The organism is Alcanivorax sp. HI0044, from assembly GCF_001634945.1.
Window position 1 is genome coordinate 1 of sequence record NZ_LWEZ01001728.1, and the last position, 677, is coordinate 677.

Annotated in this window: 1 protein-coding gene and 1 pseudogene; both read left to right on the forward strand. The window is 58.6% G+C overall.

Features of this window, described 5'->3' with window-relative positions:
- On the forward strand, positions 1-271 hold a 271-nt coding region (locus tag A3730_RS26005; protein WP_063539284.1), incomplete at its 5' end, for a YciI family protein.
- 147 nt (positions 272-418) lie between these two features.
- A pseudogene (locus tag A3730_RS26010) lies at positions 419-677 on the forward strand (hypothetical protein); the annotation flags it as partial.

A 677-nucleotide genomic window follows, 5' to 3' on the forward strand; every position in this document is an offset into this window, starting at 1 on the left:
CCCTGACTCCTTGCCGTCACGCAAACAGGCTCGCCCCGCGCACCTGGCGCGGCTGGAAGCCCTCCGTGATCAAGGGCGCCTGCAACTGGCAGGGCCACACCCGGCTATCGACAGTGAAGACCCGGGCCCAGCGGGCTTTACCGGATCATTGGTCATTGCGGAATTTGATTCCCTGGACGCTGCCCAGGCCTGGGCGGATGCGGATCCGTATATGGATGCCGGCGTGTACGCCAGCGTTACGGTAAAGCCCTTCAAGCGCGTACTGCCCTGAAAGCTACAGCCGCAACGAATGGGCAGTCATGGCAATTTGCTATTTTTTACAAAGACACCACGGCCTGCGCGGCGAAATGTGACTATGGTAGCGCCGCTACCCGCATGACTTCTTTAGACTGCGCGGCCTGACCTCAAGGAGTGACTGATGCTCGCTAGATTATTCTGTGTACTGGCATTGCTGAGTGCATCCAGCAACGCCCTCGCCGCTGCGGCCTGGGTGGATGACAGTATTTATGTACCCATTCGTGCCGCCGCCAACCCCAGCGGACGCATCCTTCACCGCGGGATCAAAAGCGGTACACGTATCGAGTTTTTGGGCTTCGAGGGCGACTGGGCAAAGATTCGCTACGGCGCTACCATAGTCACATTTCGCCGCGCAGGCCGTGGTGTCTTTGTAAAAAATA